We start from the raw sequence: 17,904 nt of genomic DNA, 5'->3' as shown, positions 1-17,904 counted from the left end.
GGTCCCCGGCCCGCGTGAGGTGGCGCGGGCCGGGGCGGTCAGCCGGTTCCGTCGAGCAGGCCGAGCCGGTGGGCGGCGTCCACCGCGTCGCCGCGGGTGTGGACGTCGAGTTTGCGGTAGAGGGTGCGAAGGTGCGACTTCACCGTGGAAACCGACAGGTGCAGTTGCGTGGCGATGTCCACGGTCCGCAGCCTGCGCGCGAGACACCGGAGCACCTCGAGTTCGCGACTCGTGAGATGCGGGGTCCGGATCTCCGGGTGATGCGCGAGTCCCTCCCGCACCCGAGGAAAGGGGATGCCGGTGTCGGCGGCGAGCGCACCGACCGCAGTGTGCGGAAACCGGTAGAGCGCAGTGGGGTACGAACTGCTGTCGGCGATGCCGCAGGCGTGACGCCAGAAGCGGCGTGCGGCCGCGGCGCGGCCGGTCTCGTGCAGTGCGACGGCCTGCACGAGAAGCGCATCGAGCTGGAACCGGGTGTAGGGCGTGGACAGCCAGTCGTAGCGCCCGCACGCGGCCAGGGCAGCGGAATAGCGTCCGGTGAGGAGATGTGCACGAGCGCTCGCGACGACGTCCCAGGGCTGGGTGCGGGACGCACTCGTCGCGACCCGCAGCGCTCGGACACCGTCGCCGAGCGCGAGATGCACGTCGATCTCGACGGCATCGACGAGTGAACGCACGAACGTTCCCGAGGCCTGTCGCCGCCGGGAGTCGACCTCGGCCAGGTGGGCCGAGGCCCGGTACGGGTCCTGGTTCGAGAGTGCGTGCCGACACCGGGCGTACATCAGATACGGCCACAACTCCACGACGGGTGGGAGTTGTTCGAGCCTGGCCAGCGCCGACGCCGCCCGGGCGGCGTCTCCGACGTCCAGAGCGAGGAACATCCGCGCGACCAGACCGCCGACGCGGGTCAGTTCGTCGGTCCACCGATCCTTCGGGGCATGAGGATGCTCGAGCGCGAGCCATTCCTGCGCACGCGTGTGGTCGCCGGCGAAAGCCCAAGCGAGTGCGGCGTTACCGGCGGCGTTCCGGGCGATGTAGTTCAGTCCCGCTGCGTCCCCGAGCCGGTACGCGATCCCCAACTCGGCGAGCGAATCCGGGAAGTTGCCCGCCAGCTGGTGCGTCAACGCCCACTGCATCCGGATGAACGGGAGCATCTCGACGGGATCGGCGGGACGATCGTCCAGGGTGGCGAGCACCCTGCGGAGCCGTGCGGTCACGGCGTCGGTCTCGTCGTACTCGCCGGCGAGCCGAGCCAGGATGCTGTCGAACGTCGCATGTGCCAGATCGGTGAAGGACCGCACGTTCGTCATCCGGCCGACCGGGGCGGTGCGCGGCCGATCGGCGCCGAGGTGTTCGATCAGGCTGCGGGCCGCCCGTGCACGCGGCCGGGTGGCGAGCAGCTCCCCCGGCAGCGCGCGCAATGCTGCACCGAGAACGGTGAGATCGGCGTCGATCAGGTCGGAGAGGTGCCGGTCGACGATCGCCGACACCAGCACCCACTGCCGGGACTCGGTGGCGCACTGCAGGGCGAGCGCATACTCGCCGAGCGAATGATGGTGGTAGGCGAGCAGCGACAACTGCGTGTCCACGTGCAGTCCACTCGACCGCTGATCGTCGAGCAGCACATCACGTAACGCCTGAGGCGGAACCCATACCGGCCCGTTCGCGGAGTCCCGGTACGCGAGGATGCCCCCCTCTTCGAGTGCGACGAGATGCCGGACGGGATCCGAACTCCCGGAAAGGAATCGGGCAGTATTCACCGTCACGGCGTGGGCTGCCACGACCCGTTCCAGGAACGATCGGTGCTCGGCGGCGACGTGTGACCCGAGAACGGTGGTTCGGATGTGTGCGGACACCGCGTCGCGCATCCGCCGAGAGAGCACATGGTGCCGAAGGGGAATCTCCGGCAACGCCGCCACGACGTCCATCGCGGTGTAGGTGAGAGCGGGCAGGCCCGCCGTCGCCCGGAGGATCTCTTCGATCTCACCGGGGCGTGCGTCGACACCGGCCGTGGTGAAGACGTCCCGCACATCGTCGACCGTGTGCCGGAGCAGGTCGGTGTCGAGCGTGTGACAGATCGGCTCGTAGAGATCCCGGAACGCCGACCGTCCGGTGACACCGACCGCGACGTCCACCGAATGACAGGTGTCGACGATGCGCCGGATCTGTTCGTCGACCTCCCGATCCGTCAGCCGGGAGATACCGGGAAGTGCCAGGCGAACCCGCCGGGGGAGGTGTTCGAGCAGGCGGCTCACTTCGGCGAAGGCGGTGCCGGCGGTGGGGGCCGTGCCGGACTGTGCGACCGCCCCGGACGCGGTCAGCGCCGAAGCGACGGCCCGCCACAGCCGGGGTGAGTCCCAGTCGTGGCCGGGCACGACGCAGACACCGATCGCATCGTCGGGACGGGCGGACGCCCACCACCGGATCAAACGTTCTTTGTCGTGGCCGTGCGGACCGCGGAGCACCGTGAGTGGGGCGTCCTGTCCGACGAGTGACCGCAAGCGTTGTGGTGGCAGCGGGACGGGGGGAGAGCCACAGGAATCCTCACCGCGGCGCGGGTCGATCATCGTGGTCCTTCGGGAACGGGCGCGCGCCGTGACGGTCACAACTGCCGAACTGATACGAGCATCATCACCTCTACCGCACCGTCGGGGCGGTCCCACGTACCGACCGCCCCGACACGGAAACTTCACCCTTCAATCGTCCGTTTTCCGAAGATTCACCCGCGTCCTCATCCCTCTGAGCGCCGATCGTCGGTCGGCCGGCCGATTCGATGGACGAGTCAGCATCACCCATTCCTCGCCGGGATCCGATACATCGGGGGTCGAGATCCTCGGACCGTGTCGAAGGACGTGTCATGAGAACTCTCCTCCCCGGACGCCACCGTGGATCGTTCGCCATCGCAGCAGTTGGAGCGGCCGCGGTGACCGCAGCTGTCGTCGTGGTCGGTGACACCGCAGGTCGAGGCGTCGCCGCGGCATCGCTGGCAAGTCCGCTCCCCGGTGTCACGCTCACCCAGATGGACGGCACACCGCCGTTCGATCCGTCGGACTCCACCGGTGGCGACGCGGACCCGTCGAACGGCGTCGTCCGCTCCGGCGACCGGGTCGCGTTCGTCGTCGACATCGACCCCGGCACCGCCGGTCTCCGCGACGCCGTCGTGACGATCCCGATCTGGCAGGGACTGGTGCTGGACGCGGTGCCGGCCTTCTGCGGGCCGGGATCGACACTCCTCCCCGCCGGGGTCCTGACGGTACTCACCTGCGACCTGGGAGATCTCGCGCCGCGGAAGCAGACGACGAGGGTGGTGACGGCAACCGCATCGGCTGCCGCAGGACCGTCCTCCGGGGCGATCACCACCGGGGTCACCCTGACCGGGACGTCACCGCTGACCCTCGTCACCTCGAACACGACGCAACTGACCTTCGTGGCGCGGCCGGAGGGCTGCGATCCGGCGGGCGCCGGTGCGGCGCAGGAACCTGCCGAACGCCCGACCGCGAACCGGGTGCAGGCGGTCGGCCGGATCGCGGACGTCGTCGTCGACGACGCCGGCGACCCCGTACCGGGCGCGGTGGTGACCCTGCGCGGGGAGGACCGGTGCGGTGATCGGATCGAACGCCGGGCAACCGCAAGCGAGAGTGGAAGGTTCGCGTTCGTCGGGCTCGTCGCCGGCCTGTACACGGTCACCGCGTCGGCCCCGGACGACGCACCCGGCGCACCGTCGATGTCCGCGACGGTGCCGGTCACGCTGTCGGACGCGAACACGACGGTGTCCGGCCTCGACCTTCGGATACCGGCCGAATCCGCTGTCGCGGAAGAGCCCGACGTCGTGGTCGAGGAACGGTGACCGGCATGCGTGAATCTCTCGGCATCGCGGTCGACGCGGCATCGGTCCACGCGGTCCTCCTCGACACCGACGCCCCCGAACTCGGCCCGATCGACCGTCGCAGCGACACCCTGTGGCGTGAACCGGGGTTCGATCCCGTGTTCGAGGCCGCCACGACCATGCTCCGTCGAGCGCAACGAATCGGATTGGGCCCCAGGGTAACCGGTGTAGTGTCGTCCGACGCGAAGATCGCCGCCGCCCTCGGTGACGCGTTCCAGCCCCACGGCACCGGCATCGTCACACTCGTGAGCGTGACCGACGCCCGCATCGGCTATCTCCAGTCGATGCCGGAACTGCAGGACAGCCGGACCGCGATCGTCTTCGCGACCGAAGCCGACGACATCGTGGCACTCACGGTGGACCTGGCCACCCGAGGAGTGCACCACGCCGTCCGCTACCCGGCCAACTACATCGGCAGCGACGCGATCGAATCGATCCTGGACGAACTGCTGCGGCGGCTGCCGTGGGGACGCAGATCCGTTGTCACACTGGGGATCGGGGCAGCGCTACGTGCCCGGATCGCACACCTGGCCGGCGAACGACGGATCGACACCCACACCCCGTTCGATGCCCGGTGGACACTGCCGATCGGCGCGGCGATCGTCGCCGCCGAACGCGCCGTCGTCCACGTCGAGCTCCCCGGTACGGCACGGGTCGGGCGGGCCCGCCACAGGAGTCCGAACGGACTCGGATCGCTCCTCCGGCGAGCGGGCGGGCACCGTTCAGCAGGGCAGGTATTCCGCGCGTAGGAGGTCCTTGCGGAGCTTGCCGGACTCCAGTCGGGGCAGTTCGTCCCGGAACTCGAGGATGCGGGGCACCTTGAACCGGGAGAGGTGTTCCCGGGCGAACGCGAGAATGTCGTCCGCGAGTTCCGGGGTGGCCTCGGTACCCGGTGCGGGTTGCACGACGGCGTGCACGTACTCGCCCATGTCGGCGTCGGGCAGACCGAACACGGCGACGTCGGCGACACCCGGGTGCATGATCAGCCGGTTCTCGATCTCGGCAGGGTAGATGTTCACACCGCCGGCGATGATCATGAACGCCTTGCGGTCCGTCAGGTACAGGTAGCCGTCCGGGTCGAGGCGTCCCACGTCCCCGATCGTCGACCAGGTCGGATGGTCCGGGTGCCGCGCGTCGGCGGTCTTCGTCTCGTCGTTGTGGTAGCTGAAGGGCGCCCCCGTGCGTTCGAAGTACACCGTGCCGACCTCGCCCACGGCCAACTCCCTGCCGTCGTCGTCGCAGATGTGGATCGGACCCGTGACCGACCGGCCCACTGTGCCCGGACGAGCTTCCCAGTCCGGTGCCGCGACGAATGTGACGCCGAGACCCTCTGTGCCGGTGTAGTACTCGTCTACGATCGGCCCCAGCCAGTCCAGCATCTCGAGCTTGACGCCGACGGGGCACGGCGCGGCGGAATGCAGCAGGGCCTCGAGTGAGGACAGATCGTGGCGGGCCCGGATCTCCGGGTCCATTTTGAGGAGCCGCACCATCATCGTGGGTACGAGCTGGGTGTGTGTGACGCGGTGACGCTCGACCGACGCCAGGAACTCCTCCGGATCCCACTTCGACATGACGACGACGGTGCCGCCGATCTCCTGCACCGCGATCGACCAGTTGAATGCTGCGGCATGGTAGAGCGGCCCGGGCACCAGGTACACCGAGTCCCCGTCCATCGAGGTGATGCTGCAGAGCAGGTTCGAGTTGTGGGGTGCGGCAGGGTCGTCGACCTGCAGACCCGTCAGCGCCCGCTTGACCCCCTTCGGTCGACCCGTGGTGCCGGAGGAGTAGAGCATCAGCTGGCCGCGGGGCTCGTCGTCGAGGGGTTCCGGCGACTGCTGTGCCAGTACGTCCTCGTAGTGTTCGACGCCGTCGACGACACCGTCGAACATCAGGCGGTGCACGTCGGCGTCGAGGAGCGGCAGCAACCCGACGACGGTCTCCTGCAAGCCGTGCGAGCAGATCAGGACCCGCGCCCCCGAGTCCGCCATGATGTACGCGGCCTCGTCCGGTGTGCTGTGCCGGTTGATCGCGGTGACGTACAGGCCGGACCGTACTGCCGCCCAATAAACTTCGAAGAAACGGACGTGGTTCTCGGCCAGGATCGCGATACCGTCACCCACCTTCAGGCCCCGTGCACGCAGCTCGCGGGCGAGTCGTACCGAACGCTCGTCGAGCTCCCGGTAGGTCAGGCCGGGGCCGCGGCTCATCCGGACGGCGATTCTGTCGGGGTGGGTGCGAGCATGTGTTCCGGGGTACATCGAGACCTCCATGGTGGTGCCGTGAACGGGTGGTTCGTGACGTCGTCAGGGGCGAATGAGAGCAGACAGTGCCATGTCGACCCTTTCCGAGATCAGAGGTCCGCCATTGTTCGACGGAAGCGCCCGACCGGGAGATTCCCGGGAAGGGCGTCGATAATTGTGCGCAACGAATGCAGGGAATGAATGCGCAGAAAATGACGTGTAATGAGGATTCCGGTACGGATGCGGTGCTCGTATGATTTCTGCACTACATCGACGACGGCAAACTATCGCGCCGTGCTGTCGCGCGCAACCCCTGACAATCGTTGCTCGGTGAGGGTTCTGATCCCGACCGAGAGAGTTGAGGACAGCGGAAACCCTCACCCCTTGACAGGTTAAGTCTGCGGCCTTAAAGTCCTTTGTGTGACCCGCACCACTCCCCGAACGGCGATGATCGACGCCGCCGAACGGCTCATCGTGGAGCGTGGCCTGCCGGCACTCACGCTCAAAGACGTCCAGCTCGCAGCAAACCAATCCAACAATTCCGCGGCGAAATATCATTTCGGTTCCCGGGACGGACTCCTCGACGCTCTGATCGGGACGCGCATGGCCCCGGTCAACGCCCGCCGCACCCGGTTGCTCGACGCGATGGAGCAGTCGGGCTCCCCGGAAACCGTCCGGCTCGCCGTCGAAGCCCTCGTCCACCCCCTGGCGGCCGAGACCCTCGGCCGGCCCGGCAGTCGCTACGCGCGCTTCCTCGTGCAGGCGGTCACCGACCCCGCGCTCGCGGATCTGACCCGGAAGCATCTGATGGCAGAGAGCTATCGACGGGTCCATCAGCTGCTGATCGACCTCTGCCCGGCACCGGCGGACATCGCAGGCTGGCGGACCGGTAACGCCGTCATGCTCAACATGACGGCGCTCGCCGCCCGAGAGGGCGCCGGCCACAGCCCCTCGGAAACCACTGCGATCGTCGCCGACATCGTGGGCGCACTCGTGGCCATGTTCGAGGCCCCCACATCGCCTCCCGCCCCGTACCTCTAGGAGTTTCCCGTGACCTACGCGCTCCCAACCACCGCCGCACCCACCCCCACCGATCCCCTCGCATACTTCGGCCCGATCGTCGCGCCACGCATCACCGCGGACGCGGACGACCGGCCCTACGAGCTGTTCTCCCTGGAGCCGCAGACCCCCACGATCGGTGCGGAGATCTCCGGTATCCGGCTCGGCGGCGACTTGCCCGATACGGTCATCGCCGAACTCCGCCGGGCACTGCTCGAATGGAAGGTGCTGTTCTTCCGTGGTCAGGACATCACCCGGGAGGACCATCGTGCGTTCGCCGCGCGCTGGGGTGAGCTCGAACAACACCCGTTCTACGAGTACACCCAACCCGGACAGAGCGCAGTCGACGTCGCCACCCTGGCCAAGGACGCGAATGCCGTAGGCGCAGAGAACATTTGGCACAACGATGTCACCTGGCACAAGTTTCCGTCGTTCGCGGCCGTCCTGCGCGCAGTCGAGATTCCCGCGGTGGGCGGGGACACGCTGTGGGCCGACACCGGTGCGGCCTACGATCTGTTGCCCGAGGACCTCAAGGCGCGGATCGACGGACTCGAGGCCGAGCACGACTGGGTCCGCTCGTTCGGCTCCGGAATGCCACAGGACGCGATCGAACGGCTGCGGCCGGAGTTCCCGGCCGTCACCCACCCGGTCGTGCGGGTCGTCCCCGAGACCGGCCGACGCGTGCTGTTCGTCAATGTCGCCTTCACCCAGCGCATTCTCGGGGTGACGGAGAGCGAGTCGAACGAGTTGCTGCAGTTGCTCTACCGACACCTCATGCGCCCCGAACTGCAGGTGCGCCTGCGATGGCAGCCGGACACCGTCGCCTTCTGGGACAACCGCACGTGCCAGCACTACGCCTCGAGCGACTACCACCCGGCGCGGCGGGTCATGGAGCGGATCTCGATCGTCGGCGACGCACCGGTCGGGATCGGTTCCCGGGCGGCCGGCGGACAGGGGTGCCCGGCATGAGCGACGCCCCCACTGCGGACCTCCACACACCCCTGAGGTTCCTGCTCGAAACCCGAAGCAGCTGCCGCGCATTCGCGCCGGACCCCGTCCCACGCGACGTAGTGGAACAGATTCTCGAGACAGCACAGCGCACACCGTCGTGGTGCAACACTCAGCCCTGGCAGGTGTCGCTCACCGAGGGGGACGCCACCGAGCGGTTCCGAGCGGGACTGCGCGAGTACGTGCGTTCGTCCCCGCAGGAACCGGACTTCCCGTTCCCCACCGGATACCGAGGCGACTACGGCACACGCCGTAAGGACTGCGCCATGCAGCTGTACTCCAGCGTCGGCATCGCCGAGGGGGACCGCCGCGCCTCGGCGGAACAGACGATGAAGAACTTCGACCTGTTCGACGCCCCGCACGTCGCCGTCGTCACCTCGGACGAGGCCCTCGGGGTCTACGGTGCCGTCGACTGCGGCCTGTACGTGAACACCTTCCTGCTCGCCGCGCACAGTCTCGGCGTTGCCGCCGTCCCGCAGGCCGCGCTCGCCGGCAGCGCGCCCTACCTGCGTCGATTCTTCGGCCTCGCCGACGACCGGAAGGTCGTCTGCTCGATCTCGTTCGGCTACGCCGACGACACCCATCCGGCCAACAGCTTCCGCACCCCCCGGGCGGACATCGACACGGTCGCGACCTGGGTGTCCTGAAAAGCATCCCACCCACAGCACTCCGGGACCTGCCGGTCGTGCGGTCTCCGCGCACACCCGCCCCGGTCCCACTACAGGCACAGAGGTCATCCACCCATGGACGTCGTCGAGGAGCAACACGGCAGGATTCTGGTCGTCCGCATCGAACGGGAGGCCAAACGCAATGCGATCGACCGGTCCGTCACCGAGGGCATAGATGCGGCACTGAACCGCCTCGAGGACGACCCCGAACTGTGGGCCGGTGTACTCACCGGAACCCCACGGGTGTTCAGTGCCGGAACCGATCTCGGTGTGAGCGTGAGCCTGCGGACCGAACGGGGCGGCGAGTACGGCATCACACGGCGTGAACGCCACACCCCACTGATCGCCGCAGTCGAAGGGCCCGCACTCGGCGGCGGATTCGAGATGGCACTCGCATGTGACGCGATCATCGCTTCCCGCACAGCGTTTTTCGGCCTCCCCGAAACCCGTCGCGGGCTCGTCGCGTCCTCCGGTGCGCTCTTCCGCGCCGCCCGGGCGCTGCCCCCGAACGTGGCGCGGGAACTGCTCGTCTCCGGACGCACCCTGGATTCGGAACGCGCCTGTCGACTGGGGCTGGTCAACGAAGTGACCGATGCCGGATGCGCCCTGGACCGGGCGCTCGCACTCGCCGAAGACATCTGCCTGTCCTCACCCGTGGCGGTGCGTGAGACCCTGCGGGCACTACGCGCCCTCACCGCAGCGGAGGACGCCCTCGGATGGCGGTCCACCGAACACGCCGTCGATGCCTTCCGTGCATCGGAGGACATGGCAGAGGGCATCAGCGCGTTCTTCGAAGGACGCACACCCCGATGGTGCGGACGCTGACCGAACCTCCACTTCGACAGGAGAGCACGACATGGACGAACTCGTCTCGATCAACCCGGCCACTCTCGACGAAATCGGCCGGACACCGGTCACGTCACTGCACGAGCTGGACACGGCCGTCCGCCGCGCGAACGACGTTTTCCCCGGCTGGAGCGCCGACCGTGCCCTGAGGCAGAAACTGTTGCAGGCCTGCGCCGATGCGCTGACACTCCGAGCGGCCGACATCGTGCCGCTGCTGGTGCGGGAACAGGGCAAGACCGCCGCCGAGGCCGGCGGCGAGATCTGGATCAGCGCCGAACATCTGACGCACGCCGCCGAGGCCGACTGGCCGGACGAGGAACCGGGCCCCGACGCCGCAGGCCGGACCGCCCGGGTTCAGAAGATCCCACTCGGTGCGGTGGCCGCTGTCGTGCCGTGGAACTTCCCCGTCTTCCTGACGGTGGCGAAGATCGCGCCGGCACTCGCCGCCGGCAACACCGTGGTCGTCAAACCCGCAGAGTCCGTGTCACTGGTCGTGGACACAGTGGTGCAGCTCCTCGCGGAGATCCTGCCGGAAGGCGTGCTGCAGATCGTGCACGGCGGACCGGACGTCGGCCGCACCCTCGTCGAGCACCCCTTGATCCGGAAGGTGTCGTTCACCGGATCCACACAGGTCGGCAGGCTGATCATGAAGCAGGCCGCCGAATCGATCACCCCCGTGACACTGGAGTTGGGCGGCAACGACCCGGCGATCGTTCTCGACGACGCCGACATCGCTTACACCGCACAGTCGTTGGCCCGATCGGCGTTCTTCAACGCCGGCCAGATGTGCGTCGCACCCAAACGTGCCTACGTCCCGGCCGGCAGGGTGGACGAGTTCTGCCAGGCCTTCGCGGCACACGCGGCGGCACTGTCCGTGGGTGACGGACTCGACCCCGCCACCACGATGGGGCCGCTGCACAGCAAGGCGCAGCTCGAGTTCGTACACGGATTGCTCGACGACGCGGTCGCCCGCGGCGCCACCATCGTGACGGGCGGAGGACGCGGCACCGATCTGCCCGGGTATTTCCTCGAACCCACCCTGGTCCGCGACGTCGACGACACCTTCGATCTCGTGGCACTCGAACAATTCGGACCGGTCTTTCCCGTGGTCGCGTACACGTCCCTCGACGACGTCGTCGCCACGGTCGACAGTCAGGAGTTCGGGCTCGGCGCGTCGGTATGGGGTACGGACGAGGCCGCAGCCACAGAGGTGGCCGAACGCCTTGCCGCCGGATCGGTCTGGGTGAACCAGCACAACGCCGTCGAAGTGGAACTGCCGTTCGGCGGGATCAAGTCCAGCGGGTTCGGCCGCGAGGGCGGGATCGAAGGAATCGGAGACTACCTACAGACCCGCGTGCTCAACATCAAGCACACCTCCTAGCGTGCGCGTGCGTGCGGCTCGTCACGGACACTCGTGGTGAGCCGCCGCACCGCCAGTTCGCTGTAGAGCGCGGCCCCGTCGGCGAGGACGCTGTCGTCGAATTCGGCGTGCGGTGAATGGTTGTAGGCGGCCTTGGTCGGGTCGCGGTCGGCGGGGCAGGCGCCGAGGAACACGAAGGCGCCCGGGATCTCGTCGAGGACGCGGGAGAAGTCCTCCGACGCCGTCGCGGGCTGCGGCTGCCACGCGAACCGTTCCGGACCGTACGTCTCGGCGACGACGTCGGCGACGAACTCGGCCTCGGTGTCGTCGTTGACGGTCACCGGGTACTGCTCGTGGTAGTCGACGTCCACGTCCATGCCGTGCGCGGCGGCGATGCCCCGGCACACCCGAATGATGCCGTCGCGCACCTTCTCTCGGTTCTCCTGCGAGAAACTGCGCACCGAAAGATCGAACCGGGCGTCGTCCGGGATCACGTTCGCGGCCGTACCGGCGTGGAATGCGCCGGCGGTGATCACCACCGGATCGAACGACGGGAACGAGCGGGCCGCGAACGTCTGCAGCGCCGTCACCATCTCGCAGGCCGGGGGAATCGGGTCGAGCGTCGCGTACGGGGCCGACCCGTGCCCGCCGCGACCGAGCACTGTCACCGTCACGACGTCGCTCGCGGCCATCAACGGGCCCTTCCGGGTGACGAACACGCCGCCCGGCGCCCCCGACGCACTCACGTGCAGCCCGTACGCCGCCACCGGACGCGACCCGGACGCCTCGAGCACCCCCTCCACCAGCATGTGCCCGGCCCCGTCGTAGCCCTCCTCGCCGGGCTGGAACATGAACACGACGTCACCCGCGAGTTGCTCGCGGCGCGCCGCCAGCAGGTGGGCGGCCCCGGCCAGCATCGAGGTGTGCAGATCGTGCCCGCACGCGTGCATCCGATCCGGCACTCTCGACGCATAGTCGACGTTCACCTTCTCGCCCACCGGTAGCGCATCCATGTCGCCGCGCAGCAACACCGTCGGGCCGGGGCGTCCACCGCGCAGGACCGCGGTGACCGACGACAACGCCGACCCCGTCGTGACCTCGAGCGGCAGCCCGTCCAGAGCCTGCAGGACACGGTCCTGGGTGCGCGGGAGATGCAGGCCCACTTCCGGTTCGGCGTGCAGCTGCCGGCGCAGCCGGACCAGATCGTCCTGCAGGGTGCGGGCGTCGTCGGTGAGCGACACGATGATCCCCTCTCGTCTCGGATATCGCTGCATGATGTCCACGACGTGCGCCCAGAGCCGCTGAAGTGCAGGATTCTGTCGTGACAGAGATCCGAATGCAGGAATGTGCCGAACTGGACGAGGTCGATCTGCGGCTGGTCAACGCCCTGCAGTTCGCGCCGCGGGCCTCGTGGACGACGGTCGGCGCCGCACTCGGCATCGACCCCGTGACCGCGGCCCGCCGGTGGACGCGGTTGGCGGACTCCGGTTCGGCATGGGTGACCGCGCACCCGGCCGGCCCGCAGACCGCCGCACTGATCGAGGTCGAATGCGTCGCCGGCGCAGCCCGGACCACCGCTGACGCACTGTCGCGTCGACCGCACGTCCTCACCGTCGAGCACACCAGCGGCGGCCACGGCCTCCTGCTCACCGTGAGCGTCGTCGACGTCGCGGCACTGTCGAGGCTCCTGCTGGACATCGAGGAACTCCCTGGAATCCGCTCGACCCGAACACATCCGGTGATCCGCCCGTACGCGCTCGGCGGTGACTGGCAGGTGCGGGCCCTCGACGGCGAGCAGCGCGGCCGCCTCACCCCGCCCGCCCGCCGCGGGCGGGCCCCGCTGCACCCCCTCGACGACACCGACCGGCGGCTGCTGGCCTGCCTGTTCGACGACGGCCGCGCCCCGCTCACCGACATCGCGGTGCGACTCGGCTGCAGTGTCACCACCGTGCGCCGCCGGCTGACGGCACTTCTCGGGCGGAACGCGTTGCTGCGCTGCGATATTGCGCAACCGCTGTCCGGCTGGCCGATATCGGTGTCGGTGTGGGCGCGAGTCCCCGTCGACGACTGCACCGACGTCGGCCGACGCCTCGTCGCGCTGCCCGAAACCCGGGCCTGCCTCGCGCTCGCCGGGGCGCCCGCCAACTTCTACCACTCGGTGTGGGTGCGGTCCCTCGACGACGTCCACCGTGTGGAGAGGACGCTGCGGCACCTCGTCCCGTCCCTCGACATCCAGGGCCGCACCATCACCCTGCACACCGTCAAACGCATGGGACGCATCCTCGACGACCACGGGCGCAGCGTCGAAGCCGTGCCCATGGACATCTGGGCCGACCCGGTCAGTGCGCCTCGAGGAACGGCCCGACCACGGACAGGACGTCACCGGAGGCCATGACCGTCGTCGCATGGTCGCCGTCGAGCACCGCGAGCTCCGCGCCGGGGATCAGCGCTGCCATCCGCCGGGTGTCGCCGAGGCGCATGCGGTCCTCGGAGCCGACGAACAGCAGTGTCGGGAGGGTGATGGACGCCAGGACCGAGTCCGGCACACCCGGTTCCTGCTCGGCGCGACGCATGTAGGCGACGAGAGCACGCGGGTCGTTGGCATCGAACGCCGCCCGCGTCGCCGGATCCAACGGGGTGGAGCGGTGCGCGTTCCACGTGTCGAGGAACGCCGTCATGCCGTCGCGGTCGAGTACGTCGACGCAGCCGGGAAAGAACAAACGATCGAACGATCCGGCCTGGGGGCGGCTGCTCCCGCCGCCGACGGTGAGGGTGCGCAGCCGATCCGGCGCCGCCGCAGCCACGGACAACCCGACACGCCCACCGAACGAGTACCCCAGATAGTGGGCACGCTCGTGACCGAGCCGGTCGAGGATCGCCAGGACGTCGCCGACCACAAGATCCATTGCGTACGAGGCAGGTTCGTACGGTCCGTCGCTGCGACCGTGACCGCGCATGTCCGGCAGGATCAACTGGTACTCGTGACGCAGTGCCTTCACGTAGCCGAACGCCCGCCAGATCGCACTCGACAGCGCCGTCCCGTGCACCAGCATCAGCGGCGTCCCGTCCCCGATCACGCGGAACGCCACACCGACACCGTCGACCGGATTGATCGCCTGTTCCATCACCACACCTCCAGGCTAAGCGTCGCCCACGAACCCCGACCCGTCCAATACGACGGTGCGGGTGATCCCGATGTCCGACAGGAACTGCTCGTCGTGGCTGACCACCACGAGCGCCCCGCGGAACCCGTCCAGCGCCTGGACGAGATGCTCGAGACTGGGCAGATCGAGATTGTTGGTCGGCTCGTCCAGCAGAAGCAGTCGCGGCGGCGGGTCGGCGGCCAGCAACATCGCCAGCGCGGCCCGCAACCGCTCCCCACCGGACAGCGTCGACACCGGTGCGTCGGCGTCGGCACCCCGGAACAGGAACCGCGCCAGCCCGCCGCGCACCTGCTCGGCGGATGCGTGCGGGGCCGCGGCCGCGACGTTCTGTGCGACTGACGCGTCCTCGTCGAAGACGTCGAGACGCTGCGGCAGCATCGCGAACGGCACCCGGGCCCCGTGGCGGGCGATCTCGTGGAGCAGCGTCGTCTTGCCGACCCCGTTGCGGCCGGCGAGAGCGATCCGCTCGGGGCCGACGACCTCGAACTCGACCGTCTGCCCACTGCGCAGCCGTGTCTCGGGGAGCACGATCACCTGCTGGCCCGGGAACACCGCGGTGTCCGGAAGGTCGATCCGGATCTCGCGGTCGTCGCGCACCAGTTCCTCGGCGGAGGACAGCACCTGCTTCGCATCGTCGAGTTTCTCGATGTGGTTGCCGCGCAACTTGCCCGCCGATTCCTGCGCGGCCCGCTTGCGCAGTCCCATCACGATCTTCGGCTCCCGCTTGTTCTCGTACATCTTGCGGCCGTAGCGTTCCCGTCGATCGATCTTGATCCGGGCCTCCACGAGCTCGCGGCTCTGTTTGCGGACGTCGCTGCGGGCGTCGCGCACCGCGGCCCGGGCCGCCTCCTGCTCGGCCTCGATCACCGACCGGTAGTGGGTGTAGTTGCCGCCGAACAGCCGCAGCCGGCCGTCCCGCAGTTCGGCGATCGTCTCCATCGTGTCGAGCAGGCCCCGATCGTGGCTGACGACGAGGACGCTGCCGGGGAACCGTTCCACCGATGCCGCGAGCAACGCCCGGCTGCCGGTGTCGAGGTTGTTCGTCGGCTCGTCCAGCAGCAGAACGTCCGGCTCCGCGAGCAGTTGTGCCGTCAACCCGAGCAGTGTCGTCTCGCCACCCGACAGCTGCCCCACCGTGCGATCCAGGTCCGCGACGTCGGCGACGACGTGCCGCAACCCCAGCCGGTGCAGCGTCGACACCGCGCGCTCCTCGATATCCCACGCCGACCCCACCGTGTCGAAATCGGCCTCGGTTCCGGATCCGGATTCGATGCGCGACAGCGACTTCCGGATGCCGTCGATGCCGAGGACGGTGTCGACCCGGACCGACGGATCGAGTGTCAGATCCTGCGGCAGGTAGGCGACGGACCCGTGCGTCGTCACCGATCCCCGGGTGGGACGCAGGCGCCCGGCGACGAGTTTCAACAGTGTGGACTTCCCCGAGCCGTTGAGGCCCACCAGGCCGGTGCGGCCCGCGCCGACGACGGCGTCGAGGCCGTCGAAGACCGGGGTGCCGTCGGGCCAGGCGAACGTGAGATCGGACAGGACGACGGACGACGGAGATCGAGACATGAGAAAACTCCCGGAGGTGTGGGCAACGGGCGCAGACGCCTACCCGTGGTACACGTCGCGCAGGGCGCGGTGGTCACCTCACAGGAGCAAGGGCGTCGTCCGATCATCCGGGAGCAGGGTCGGCGACGACGTTACGACGCTCCCGACGTGGGCGCAATCGAATTACTCCGCGACTGTCGGACGCCGGGAGTACGGTGAGCCTCGAGGCCATGGATCCGCTGGTGAACGTGGTCCGACCGCAGGCTTCGAGCAGGCGGCTAACGGATAACGGGGAGGTATCGAGACGCCGTGTCGTAGGCGTAATCGTGATGTCTTCGTGTGTGATCCGTGCTTGTTACGCAAGTGACGAACGGGAGGATTGTGACCATGGGTAATCGCCTCGGTTTCCGAGCCTCGCGCCGTGTCCGACGCAGCAGTGCGATCGCCCTGCCGCTCGCCGTCGTCGCTGTCGTGACCGCGGCCCTCGTGTCGTGCGTGGGCCCGAAATCCGAGCAGAGCGCACAGTCGGTGGTCGCCGGCTTCGTCCAGGCACTCAACGACCGCGACGCCGAATCCGCCGCCGCGCTCACGTCGTACCCGAACGCCGCCGAGGACGCCATCTCCCAGATGTTCGACGGCCTCGACCCCGAGGAGTCCCGCTGGTCCGTCGCCCAGTTCATGGAACTGAACGCGGACTCCGGCTTCTTCACCGTCGACGCCGCCTGGAACTTCGGCGACGGCAAGGACTGGAGCTACTACACCGACGGTGGCGTCCGGAAACTGTCCGTCGGCTGGCGCATCTCGTGGGATCCGTCGCTCCTGGCCCCCGACCTCGGCAACGGCGGCACCCTCCGCTACGAACGCACCGACGCCGCCCCACCCCAGGTGTTCGACGGCACCGGCGCCCCGCTGCTCGCCGAACAGACCATCAACGCGATCGTCCTCGACCCGGCCACGATGCCGGACCCGGGCGCCACGACCGACCGGGTCGCCAAGGCCCTCGAGCCGGTGGCCCCTCTCGTGACCGCCGACTCGATGCGGCAACAGCTCGCCGAGAAGCCCGGCGAGAAGGTCACCGCCGTCCTGCTCCGCGACCAGGACTACCAGTATCTGGAGAAGGACCTCGCCGGCATCCCCGGAGTGGTCGTCGACAAGCAGCCCAAGCTCATCACCACCGACCGCCGCATCTCGACACCGCTCCTCGACCCGCTGCGGACCGTGTGGCAGGAGAACCGGGACGCCACCGCCGGCTGGGCCGTCAACATCGTCGACCACGACGGGACACGCCACCAGCAGGCCGGCTACCAGGGCCCGCCCGGACCGGACATCAAGTCCACCCTCGACTCGCGCATGCAGCTGGCCGCGGAGAACGCCGTCGTCAGCGCCGGAACCCCGTCCACGATCGTCGCGATCCGGCCGTCCACCGGCGCCATCGTCTTCGCCGCTCAGAACAATCAGGCGATCGAGCAGGGACCCATCACGTTCACCGGCCTGTACCCGGCGGGAAGCTCGCTCGACCTCGTGCGCCGCGCCGCGGCCGCCCAGGCCGGTGTCGCACCGGACCGGGTGAGCGACAGCGACCTCGAGCGTGCCGGACGTCAGCTCGGCCTCGGACTGCACTACGAGATGCCCGGCCTCGACCCCGAGACCGCGATCCTCACCTCCTCCCAGTCCAACGTCGACCAGGTGATGAAATCGAAGAACGGCACCACCGCCCAGGTCAGCCCGTTCGGTCTCGCAATGGTCGCCGCCTCCGTCGCCCGCGGCAGCGCCCCCATGCCGATGATCGTCGAAGGACAGCAGGCCACCGCGAACAACGTCGAGGAGCCGTTGCCGCCCAACGTGATCGACCAACTGCGCACCGCGATGCGCGACGACGTCCAGCAGGGCAACGCGTCCCTGCTGAAAGGGCACCCCGATCTGGTCGGCATGGCGGCCGGCAGCGACACCGACCGCTGGTTCTACGGCTACCGCGGCGACCTCGCCTTCGCCGTGTTCGTCGCCGACGCCGACGGCGGTGACCGGGCCGTGAAGATGACGGACATGCTCATGAAGGAACTCGCCAAGCCTGCCGAGAAATAGGTACAGCGAAATAGGCGAAACCGGCACAGCCGACCAGACG

14 protein-coding genes are annotated in these 17,904 nt (G+C 68.8%); 9 read left to right on the top strand and 5 right to left on the bottom strand.

What is annotated here, in order from left to right:
* Positions 1-38 precede the first annotated feature (38 nt).
* Entirely contained in the window at positions 39-2,567 is a 2,529-nt protein-coding gene (locus Q5696_RS19285; RefSeq protein WP_305092853.1) for a helix-turn-helix transcriptional regulator, read from the bottom strand.
* Between the two features lie 290 nt (positions 2,568-2,857).
* Between Q5696_RS19285 and Q5696_RS19280 the strand changes: the two genes are divergently transcribed.
* Both Q5696_RS19280 and Q5696_RS19275 read left to right on the top strand, forming a co-directional pair.
* A complete protein-coding gene (locus Q5696_RS19280; protein WP_305092852.1) occupies positions 2,858-3,847 on the top strand; it encodes a carboxypeptidase-like regulatory domain-containing protein in 990 nt (329 codons plus the stop codon).
* A gap of 5 nt (positions 3,848-3,852) precedes the next feature.
* Positions 3,853-4,635, top strand: coding sequence for a DUF7159 family protein (locus tag Q5696_RS19275; protein WP_305092851.1), 783 nt, complete (start codon positions 3,853-3,855; stop codon positions 4,633-4,635).
* Here the strand turns inward: Q5696_RS19275 and Q5696_RS19270 are convergent.
* Positions 4,609-6,144, bottom strand: coding sequence for an acyl-CoA synthetase (locus Q5696_RS19270; protein ID WP_305092850.1), 1,536 nt, complete (start codon positions 6,142-6,144; stop codon positions 4,609-4,611). The two genes, Q5696_RS19275 and Q5696_RS19270, sit on opposite strands and share 27 nt — an antisense overlap.
* Before the next feature lie 402 nt (positions 6,145-6,546).
* On the opposite strand from Q5696_RS19270, the gene Q5696_RS19265 reads away from it, so the two are divergent.
* The 5 genes from Q5696_RS19265 (at position 6,547) to Q5696_RS19245 (ending at position 11,088) form a co-directional block, all read left to right on the top strand.
* Positions 6,547-7,167: a TetR family transcriptional regulator gene (locus tag Q5696_RS19265; protein ID WP_305092849.1), complete on the top strand. Its 621-nt coding sequence runs from the start codon at positions 6,547-6,549 to the stop codon at positions 7,165-7,167.
* A 9-nt stretch (positions 7,168-7,176) separates the two neighbouring features.
* On the top strand, positions 7,177-8,154 hold the full coding sequence (locus Q5696_RS19260) for a TauD/TfdA dioxygenase family protein (RefSeq protein ID WP_305092848.1): 978 nt from the start codon (positions 7,177-7,179) through the stop codon (positions 8,152-8,154).
* Positions 8,151-8,840 (top strand): nitroreductase, encoded by a 690-nt coding sequence (locus Q5696_RS19255; RefSeq protein ID WP_305092847.1) that lies wholly within the window; start codon positions 8,151-8,153, stop codon positions 8,838-8,840. Before Q5696_RS19260 ends, Q5696_RS19255 begins: the two co-directional genes overlap by 4 nt.
* Positions 8,841-8,936: 96 nt before the next feature.
* The gene (locus Q5696_RS19250; RefSeq protein WP_305092846.1) at positions 8,937-9,686 is read left to right on the top strand and encodes an enoyl-CoA hydratase-related protein; all 750 of its coding nucleotides are present in this window, start codon (positions 8,937-8,939) and stop codon (positions 9,684-9,686) included.
* A gap of 31 nt (positions 9,687-9,717) precedes the next feature.
* Complete coding sequence (locus Q5696_RS19245; RefSeq protein ID WP_305092845.1) at positions 9,718-11,088, top strand: aldehyde dehydrogenase family protein; 1,371 nt, start codon at positions 9,718-9,720, stop codon at positions 11,086-11,088.
* Here the strand turns inward: Q5696_RS19245 and Q5696_RS19240 are convergent.
* A complete protein-coding gene (locus tag Q5696_RS19240; RefSeq protein ID WP_305092844.1) occupies positions 11,085-12,308 on the bottom strand; it encodes a M20 metallopeptidase family protein in 1,224 nt (407 codons plus the stop codon). The genes Q5696_RS19245 and Q5696_RS19240 overlap by 4 nt on opposite strands.
* A gap of 80 nt (positions 12,309-12,388) precedes the next feature.
* On the opposite strand from Q5696_RS19240, the gene Q5696_RS19235 reads away from it, so the two are divergent.
* The gene (locus Q5696_RS19235; protein ID WP_305092843.1) at positions 12,389-13,462 is read left to right on the top strand and encodes an Lrp/AsnC family transcriptional regulator; all 1,074 of its coding nucleotides are present in this window, start codon (positions 12,389-12,391) and stop codon (positions 13,460-13,462) included.
* Here the strand turns inward: Q5696_RS19235 and Q5696_RS19230 are convergent.
* Together Q5696_RS19230 and Q5696_RS19225 are read right to left on the bottom strand one after the other, a co-directional pair.
* Positions 13,407-14,192, bottom strand: a complete 786-nt coding sequence (locus Q5696_RS19230) for an alpha/beta fold hydrolase (RefSeq protein WP_305095377.1) — start codon at positions 14,190-14,192, stop codon at positions 13,407-13,409. The genes Q5696_RS19235 and Q5696_RS19230 overlap by 56 nt on opposite strands.
* 15 nt (positions 14,193-14,207) lie before the next feature.
* Entirely contained in the window at positions 14,208-15,803 is a 1,596-nt protein-coding gene (locus Q5696_RS19225; protein WP_305092842.1) for an ABC-F family ATP-binding cassette domain-containing protein, read from the bottom strand.
* Positions 15,804-16,169: 366 nt separating this feature from the next.
* Here Q5696_RS19225 and Q5696_RS19220 point away from each other — a divergent pair, with 366 nt between their 5' ends.
* Positions 16,170-17,864, top strand: a complete 1,695-nt coding sequence (locus tag Q5696_RS19220; protein WP_305092841.1) for an NTF2-like N-terminal transpeptidase domain-containing protein — start codon at positions 16,170-16,172, stop codon at positions 17,862-17,864.
* Positions 17,865-17,904 lie beyond the last annotated feature (40 nt).

This window comes from Prescottella sp. R16 (genome assembly GCF_030656875.1).
GTDB lineage: Bacteria > Actinomycetota > Actinomycetes > Mycobacteriales > Mycobacteriaceae > Prescottella.
The sequence above is the reverse complement of the archived record's forward strand: the minus strand, read 5'-3'. Positions and strand labels throughout refer to the sequence as shown.

Coding starts and splice junctions, on each gene's coding strand:
- Q5696_RS19285 (WP_305092853.1), bottom strand. CDS start 2,567: ATGATCGACCCGCGCCGCGGTGAGGATTCCTGTGGCTCTCCCCCCGTC.
- Q5696_RS19280 (WP_305092852.1), top strand. CDS start 2,858: ATGAGAACTCTCCTCCCCGGACGCCACCGTGGATCGTTCGCCATCGCA.
- Q5696_RS19275 (WP_305092851.1), top strand. CDS start 3,853: ATGCGTGAATCTCTCGGCATCGCGGTCGACGCGGCATCGGTCCACGCG.
- Q5696_RS19270 (WP_305092850.1), bottom strand. CDS start 6,144: ATGTACCCCGGAACACATGCTCGCACCCACCCCGACAGAATCGCCGTC.
- Q5696_RS19255 (WP_305092847.1), top strand. CDS start 8,151: ATGAGCGACGCCCCCACTGCGGACCTCCACACACCCCTGAGGTTCCTG.
- Q5696_RS19250 (WP_305092846.1), top strand. CDS start 8,937: ATGGACGTCGTCGAGGAGCAACACGGCAGGATTCTGGTCGTCCGCATC.
- Q5696_RS19245 (WP_305092845.1), top strand. CDS start 9,718: ATGGACGAACTCGTCTCGATCAACCCGGCCACTCTCGACGAAATCGGC.
- Q5696_RS19230 (WP_305095377.1), bottom strand. CDS start 14,192: ATGGAACAGGCGATCAATCCGGTCGACGGTGTCGGTGTGGCGTTCCGC.
- Q5696_RS19225 (WP_305092842.1), bottom strand. CDS start 15,803: ATGTCTCGATCTCCGTCGTCCGTCGTCCTGTCCGATCTCACGTTCGCC.
- Q5696_RS19220 (WP_305092841.1), top strand. CDS start 16,170: ATGGGTAATCGCCTCGGTTTCCGAGCCTCGCGCCGTGTCCGACGCAGC.